At 48.5% G+C, this 495-nt stretch carries 1 protein-coding gene; it reads right to left on the minus strand.

Annotated elements, in window-relative coordinates; genetic code table 11:
* Window positions 1-12: 12 nt before the first annotated feature.
* The coding region (locus F8279_RS31010) for a hypothetical protein (protein WP_192580806.1) at window positions 13-495 on the minus strand (483 nt) is incomplete at its 5' end.

Here is a 495-nt window from a genome sequence, read left to right on the forward strand (position 1 = left end):
CCAGTATCCTTTTTATCTTGCCGAGACTTCCTCTTCTTTTACCTTCCCTTTCTTTTTTTTTTCTCTCTCTTCCTTTTTTCGTTTCTTCTTTCCCTTCTCTCCCGTCTTCCTCCCCCCCTCTTTTTTCTTCTTTTCTCTTGCTTGTTCCTCCTCTTCTTTTCCGGGCGTTCCTTTTCTTCCCTTCTTTTCCTTTCTCCCCTTTTTTTTTCTTTTTTTTCCCTTTCTTCTCCCCTTTCTCCCCCTCTTCTTTCTCCCCTTGCGGCCTCTTTCTCTTCCCCCTCCTCTCCTCCCTTTCTCCTCTCCTCTCCCCTCCTTTCTCCCTTCCTTTTCCCTCTTCTTCCCCTTTTCTTCCTCCCTTCCCCCCCTCTTTCCCCCTTCTCCTTCCCTTTCCTTCTTCCTCCTCTTTTTTTTCTCCCTCTCCCTCAGTCTCCCCCTTCTTTTCCCTTTCCCTCCCCTCTCCCCTTCCTCAGACCTGTCCTTTTTTCCTTCTCCACC

This window comes from Micromonospora sp. AMSO1212t (genome assembly GCF_008868145.1).
GTDB lineage: Bacteria > Actinomycetota > Actinomycetes > Mycobacteriales > Micromonosporaceae > Micromonospora > Micromonospora tulbaghiae.